This is a genomic window from Sphingopyxis indica, assembly GCF_900188185.1.
GTDB classification, from domain to species: Bacteria; Pseudomonadota; Alphaproteobacteria; order Sphingomonadales; family Sphingomonadaceae; genus Sphingopyxis; species Sphingopyxis indica.
This window is the reverse complement of sequence record NZ_FZPA01000029.1, coordinates 1-6,175: the sequence shown is the minus strand read 5'-3', so window position 1 is coordinate 6,175 and position 6,175 is coordinate 1. Positions and strand designations below refer to the sequence as shown.

At 60.4% G+C, this 6,175-nt stretch carries 7 protein-coding genes; 4 read left to right on the top strand and 3 right to left on the bottom strand.

Annotation, left to right across the window (positions count from 1 at the left end):
• Positions 1-277 precede the first annotated feature (277 nt).
• The 4 genes from CHB69_RS19440 to CHB69_RS19425 all read left to right on the top strand — a co-directional run bounded on the left by CHB69_RS19440 (position 278) and on the right by CHB69_RS19425 (position 4,734).
• Entirely contained in the window at positions 278-1,645 is a 1,368-nt protein-coding gene (locus CHB69_RS19440) for a tyrosine-type recombinase/integrase (RefSeq protein ID WP_089217547.1), read from the top strand.
• 163 nt (positions 1,646-1,808) lie between these two features.
• Positions 1,809-2,729: an ABC-three component system protein gene (locus tag CHB69_RS19435; RefSeq protein WP_245836976.1), complete on the top strand. Its 921-nt coding sequence runs from the start codon at positions 1,809-1,811 to the stop codon at positions 2,727-2,729.
• Positions 2,726-2,971 (top strand): ABC-three component system middle component 6, encoded by a 246-nt coding sequence (locus CHB69_RS19430; RefSeq protein ID WP_089217546.1) that lies wholly within the window; start codon positions 2,726-2,728, stop codon positions 2,969-2,971. Before CHB69_RS19435 ends, CHB69_RS19430 begins: the two co-directional genes overlap by 4 nt.
• Positions 2,968-4,734 carry an ABC-three component system protein gene (locus tag CHB69_RS19425; protein WP_089217545.1) on the top strand — a complete coding sequence of 589 codons (1,767 nt, stop codon included), beginning with the start codon at positions 2,968-2,970 and terminating at the stop codon, positions 4,732-4,734. The genes CHB69_RS19430 and CHB69_RS19425 overlap by 4 nt, the downstream gene beginning before the upstream one ends.
• 31 nt (positions 4,735-4,765) lie before the next feature.
• Here CHB69_RS19425 and CHB69_RS19420 read toward each other — a convergent pair whose 3' ends face one another.
• The 3 genes from CHB69_RS19420 to CHB69_RS20335 form a co-directional block, all read right to left on the bottom strand.
• Positions 4,766-5,293: a Ros/MucR family transcriptional regulator gene (locus CHB69_RS19420; RefSeq protein ID WP_089217544.1), complete on the bottom strand. Its 528-nt coding sequence runs from the start codon at positions 5,291-5,293 to the stop codon at positions 4,766-4,768.
• A gap of 23 nt (positions 5,294-5,316) precedes the next feature.
• Positions 5,317-5,592, bottom strand: a complete 276-nt coding sequence (locus CHB69_RS19415; RefSeq protein WP_047822233.1) for an HU family DNA-binding protein — start codon at positions 5,590-5,592, stop codon at positions 5,317-5,319.
• Positions 5,593-5,747: 155 nt separating this feature from the next.
• On the bottom strand, positions 5,748-6,175 hold a 428-nt coding region (locus CHB69_RS20335), incomplete at its 5' end, for a hypothetical protein (RefSeq protein ID WP_089217543.1).

The following is a 6,175-nucleotide window of genomic DNA, read 5'->3' as shown; positions in this document are numbered from 1 at the left end:
CTCTGGCGTAGAGGCGGCGGTGCTAGGCGTTCGTGCCTTTGAACCGAAATGGCGCACCCGACAGGATTCGAACCTGTGACCTTCGCCTTCGGAGGAATAGAACTGAGGGCACGCCACGGTTTGCTATTCTACGTCAATCTACCCCAATACACTGTATTCACTAGTTTTTCCTTCCAGTAGAATACGCCGATGGCACGCTGTCCTAGCCGGGAGTTCGCTCCCATCTGCTTCCGTGGTGCTTCCGTGGAACCAGGCCTGTCGTCGGAGGTGTATCGTAATGGCCAAGATCAACAAGCGGAACGTAGATGCCGCCGTTTTGCGCGAGAAGGATTATTTTCTGTGGGACGATGAGCTGCCGGGCTTCGGATTGCGCGTGTTCGCATCGGGTAAGCGCAGCTATCTCGTGCAGTATCGCGCGCTCGGGCGAACGCGCCGTTTCACGATTGGTCTGCACGGCATCTGGACACCGGAAATGGCGAGAAAGGAAGCGAAAGTGCTTCTCGGACGGATCGCCCAAGGCGACAATCCCGCCGAGGAGAAGCATCTCGACAACAAGGCCATCACGGTCAAGGAGCTGTGCGACCTCTATCTCAAAGACCTCGAAGACGGGCTCATCCTTGGCAAGGGTGGGCGGCCAAAACGACCGGGAACGATCGTGTCCGACACGGGACGCATCCACCGGCATATCGTGCCCCTGATCGGAACGCGCCGCGTCAAGGATCTGACCAAGGCCGACGTGAACAAGGTTCTGAAAGATGTGATGGCTGGAAAGACCCGCCAGAACGTCAAGACCAAGAAGCTCCGCGGCCGATCGATCGTCAAGGGCGGCGCCGGCACGGCGAACCGCACGGTGGGGTTGCTCGGCGGTATTCTGACTTATGCCAAGGACCAAGGCATCATCGACATCAACCCGGCTGCGGGTGTGAAGAAGCCGAAGGACCAGGTTCGCACACGACGGCTGACCGAAGAAGAATATCGCCGGTTCGGCGAGATTCTCGACAAGGCGGGGCGCAATCCCAACTATGCGATGACAGTCGAGATTGCCCGCCTCATCGCGTTGACGGGCGCAAGGCGCAGCGAGATCATTGGACTGGAATGGAGCGAGTTTGACGCGGACAGTAGTTGCCTCCGGCTCCACGACAGCAAGGAGGGCTCGTCGGTTCGCCCGATCGGCCTACGCGTTGTTGAGAGGCTGGAGAATCTCTGCCCCGAGGAGGAACGGACGTATCTGTTTCCAGGGATGCGGAAGTCCGATCAGGCGTTCGGCGGCTTCCCACGGCAGTGGAAGGCGATCTTCAAGGGGACTGAGCTCGAATGGATGACAGCCCATGTCCTGCGCCACAGCTTCGCGAGCATCGGCAATGATCTCGGATTCACCGAAGCGACCATCTCCGCGATCATCGGGCATTCGCGCAGCAGCGTGACGAGCAAATATATCCACACGCTCGATACGGCGCTCATCATGGCCGCCGACACGATCTCGGGCTATATCCACGGCCTGCTGAACGGCATGGCGTTCAAACACACCGCCTACGCATTGGACCGGCAGTCGCGGCAGGCCGCGCTCACGCGGTTCCTGGGGCTTGGCGATGTGGAAGGCAGTGACGAAGCAAACGATGCTCAGCCGATACCGATGGCCGCTTGAGACATTCCCAAGGGTGCAACTCGTGGATTCGATTGGGTTAAGCGCGACTCCCGCTAGCCTCCACCACGGCGTTGCGGCTCTGACACGCAGGAAAGCTGGGTGCCAGAGTGCGGGAGGCGTATTTCGAATTGCTCGGATGCGCTGTGAGCGGTTATGGCGATGAGTGGGGGATGTTTTGGACGATACGCAACGCTTTGGGTACGGATTGAAGTTTGAGAATGCCTTCTTGCGGGAGCGGGGTAAGGCGTTTGAAACCCTGTTCGCTCGCATCATGGCTCATGCTCATCCCGGCGATTTTCAGCCTGTGCGTCCCTACGGCCCTCGGGGCGATCTGAAATGCGACGGCTATCGCGCTAGCGATGGCACGGTATTTCAGTGCTACGCACCCGACAGTATGAAAGTCGATCCCCTTGTCGCAAAGATCGATGAAGACTTTAACGGAGCTGTTGGGCACTGGGCGGCAAAGATGCGGCGCTGGGAGTTCGTTCATAACGACGTGCGGGGCCTGGCCGCCGAAGCGGTCCAGAAGCTGGCAGACCTGGGAATGTCTAATCCGAGCGTGGCACTAGCGGTTTGCGGTGAGGCCGAGTTGCGCTCGATTGTGATGGGGTTGGCCCTTCATCAACTCGAAGATCTCTTCGGCACCGTTCCGTCGGATCGGGCTCTAGAAAGGCTCGATTTCACGGCCTTGCGGCCAGTCCTGCTGGCTATCCAGAGGCAAGAGCCGGATGCCGATCCGCCGCTTACAGCGCCCTCGGCAGCGAAGCTGGAATATAATGCACTGTCTGACGATGCAGCCGGCCTGCTACGGCAAGGTCGTCGCAGGGAGCAGTTGGTCGAGGCCTTTTTCGCAGCGTGGCCTGATCCGGATTTTGGAGAAGAGATCGCGCAGGCCTTTCGGGTACGCTATCAGGCACTCAAGGCGTCAGGCTTGTCGGCCGATGAAATCTTCGGCGAGCTTCAGGCGTTTACCGGGGGGATGACCGGCGAACCCGGCCGACAAGGCGCAGTTCTTGCTGTGCTTTCCTATTTTTTTGAGCGTTGCGACATTTTTGAGGACGCGATTCGAGCTGACGCGACATGATTCTGCCGACCAAACATATCCGTCCCGATCGGGCGCTCCTTGCCGTTGGCGCCGATGTGCTCGGCTGCCTGCGCGAACCGATGACTGTGTCGCGCCTGTGGGACGAGATCAGGTCGGCGCGCGCCGACCGCACGGTCTCGGCCCCGATCAGTTATGACTGGTTCGTGTTGGCCTTGGATCTGCTGTTCATGGTCAAGGCCGTGCAGTTCGATCGCGGCCTGCTCCAGAAGGCCGGATCATGATCCACGGTCTCAGCAGCGATCTACCTACTTTCAAGAGCCTGACCTTCCATCCTGGCCTCAATATTCTGCTTGCGGATAAGAGCGCAGGTGCGACCGATCGGCAGTCCCGCAACGGGGCCGGCAAGACCAGTCTGGTCGAGTTGATCCACTTCCTGTTCGGCGCCAATGCCGGCAAGGACAGCATATTTCGGTCCGAAGCCTTGTTAGGCTACTCGTTCGAAGCGCGGGTCGGTATCGGCTCAGCGCTCATCGATGTGGCGCGCTCCGGTGCCAAGCCGTCGCGCATTACGATCCAAGGCGACACATCCAACTGGCCGATCGCGCCGTCGCTGGAAGTCAAGACCGGCGATCAGGTCATCAGTAACGAAAATTGGCGTACGGTTCTCGGAGCATTGATGTTCGGCCTGAACGCCAATCCCGATGGCGATGAGGCCATTCGATACCGGCCCACCTTCCGATCGCTTTTCTCCTATTTCGTGCGTCGGCAGAACAGCGACGGCTTTCTGTCGCCGACGCAACAATCATCCAAACAGCAGGGTTGGGATCAGCAGGTGGCCATCAGCTATCTGCTGGGTCTTGACGCCAGTGTTCCACAGCAGTTCCAGGAAGTGCGGACGCGCGAACGCGCCATGACGGAACTGCGCAAGGCGGCGAAGGATGGCGGGCTAGGACGCTATTTTGGCACTGCGGCGGATCTGCGCACTAAAATGACCGTTGCGGAGGCCCGCGCCCGTCGCCTGCGGGATCAGGTCAGTACATTCACCGTCGTTCCCGAATATACCGAGATGGAGCAGGAGGCGTCGCGAATAACCCGCGAGATATCAACTCTCAGCGACGACAATACGGCAGATCGGGAACTGATCCTTCAATTGCAGGCTGCGATCGACAGCGAGCTGCCGCCGGCATCGACCAGTCTTGATCGGCTTTATCGCGAAGCGGGCGTCGTGCTGCCTGGGTCGGTCGGACGGCGTTTCGATGAGGTGGAGGAGTTCCATCAGGCTGTCGTGCAGAATCGCCGCTCCCACCTAACGTCGGAAGTGCAGGCGGCAGAGGAGCGTATCCGTAAACGTGACCGGACCCGCGAAAGCCTGGATGGGCGACGCCGGCAATTGATGGGGATTCTACAATCCGGCGGGGCGCTGGAGCATTATGCGCTGCTCCAGCAGGAAGCCGGGCGGGCGGAAGCGGATGCCGAAGGCTTGAGACAGCGCCTCAAGACCGCCGAGGAGATCGAAAGCACCAAGGCGGAACTCGATATCGAGCGCGCGCGCCTGTTGAAGACGCTTCAGGACGATCATCACGAACGTGAGAGCCTGATCGAAGAGGCAATTCTTGTCTTCGAGGATCTCTCAAATGCGCTCTACGAAAAGGCAGGAAGCCTGACGATCAGCGCGACGACCAATGGCCCGCAAGTAGATGTCCGCATTGATGGCCAGCGTAGCAAGGGCATCACCAACATGCAGATATTCTGCTTTGATTTGATGATGGCTGAACTCGCCGCCCGCCGGGGCCTCGGGCCTGGGTTCCTGATCCACGACAGTCATCTGTTCGACGGCGTTGATGAGCGGCAGGTGGCAAAGGCGCTGCAATTGGGAGCGGATCATGCCGAGAGTGTCGGCTTTCAATACATCGTCACGATGAATTCGGATGCCCTGCCGAAGGACGGATTTCGTGATGGTTTCGACGTCGGGAAGCATCTGCTTGACGTCAAGCTAACTGATGCCACCGACACTGGCGGCTTGTTCGGCATGCGCTTCAACTGAACGACTCGCTTCCCGCCATCCCGCTCAACGCCTATACTGATATGCTCAATCTACCGCGCTTGCGCCGCGGAGTCGTATTTGCGCCGCTTGCGCGTCCGGTGGCGACAGCGGATGGTTCGCCATCGCGCTGAGTACCGTCGGATGCGGTGGGCAACTCCGCTCTCTTTCGTCCCAGGCCGCTTGCCTTGGCGAGCGCGCTGCGCCGCGCGGCATAGACGGGCGCCACCATGGGGTAGTCCGCAGGGAGATTCCATTTGGCGCGGTACTGATCCGGCGTCAGACCATAGCTCGTCATCAGGTGACGCTTGAGCGTCTTGAACTTCCTGCCGTCTTCCAGGCAGACCAGATAGTCTGGCTTAACCGATGCTCGCACCGAAACCGCAGACGTCGGAGCTTCCTCCTCCGGCGTCACGCCGAGACCGGCGAGCGCATCATGAACGGAAGAGATCAGAAGCGGAAGATCGGCCTGCGCAACCTGGTTGGAGCCGACATGCGCGGCCACAATATCGGCAGTGAGCGACAGCAATGCCGACTGATCGACCTTGTATGGCTCGGTCATTGCTGCCTCCTCGATTCCGATCCTCAGCCGTTCACTTTGTCTTTGAGCGCTTTGGCCGGCTTGAAGCTGACCTTCGTCGCGGCCTTGATCGTCATCGCCTCGCCGGTGGCAGGGTTGCGGCCCTCACGTTCCGGCGTCTTCTTTGTCGAGAACTTGCCAAACCCATTCAAGGACACCTCGTTGCCCTTGGCGGCGGCGTCGCCGATCGCCGCGAACACGGTATCGACATATTTCCTGGCGTCGGTCTTGGTCAGGCCATGAGCGGCGGCAAGGGTTTCGGCGAGATCATTTCCAGTCATTGCTTACAGTTACTCTCATTGGTGGTTGGAAAAGCATAGGTAGCCGCGCGATGGGCAAAGGTCATCTGCTCATATGTTCGGCGGCGACCGTGCCGAGAGCGTCGATTGTTCAATCACCATAGGAATCGCGATCGACTAACTCGGCATCATCGCCGTCAAGTCCGGTTGAGACCGGACCGGGCCTTCGGCGCACCGCCGGTTGGTGTCGGGGGCGGGGCAGCTGGCGCGTCGAGCTGGATCGCGATCCGCATCGGCAGCAGCATATCGGCGGGCGGCTCGCCCGGCAGACGCTGGCCGACGACAAGGCTGCGCAAGTCGGCGCCAGGCTCTGCATGAGCGAATGGCGTGAATTCCATGCGCGAGACCACGCCGCTTTCATCCACCCAGATCTTGAGTTCGAGCGGCGGCGTCGCCTCGTCCGCGGCGGGGCGGGTCTGGTGGGGATAGGTCCGGAAGCGAAGGGCGGTCTCGTTACCGGCCTCCAGCAGCCGGGTGACCGCCGCCGTCGCTCCTTCGGCGTAGCGCACCCATTCCACCGGTGCGGCCGAGGGGGCGATCGTCTGCGCAGCAACCGGCAGCGACG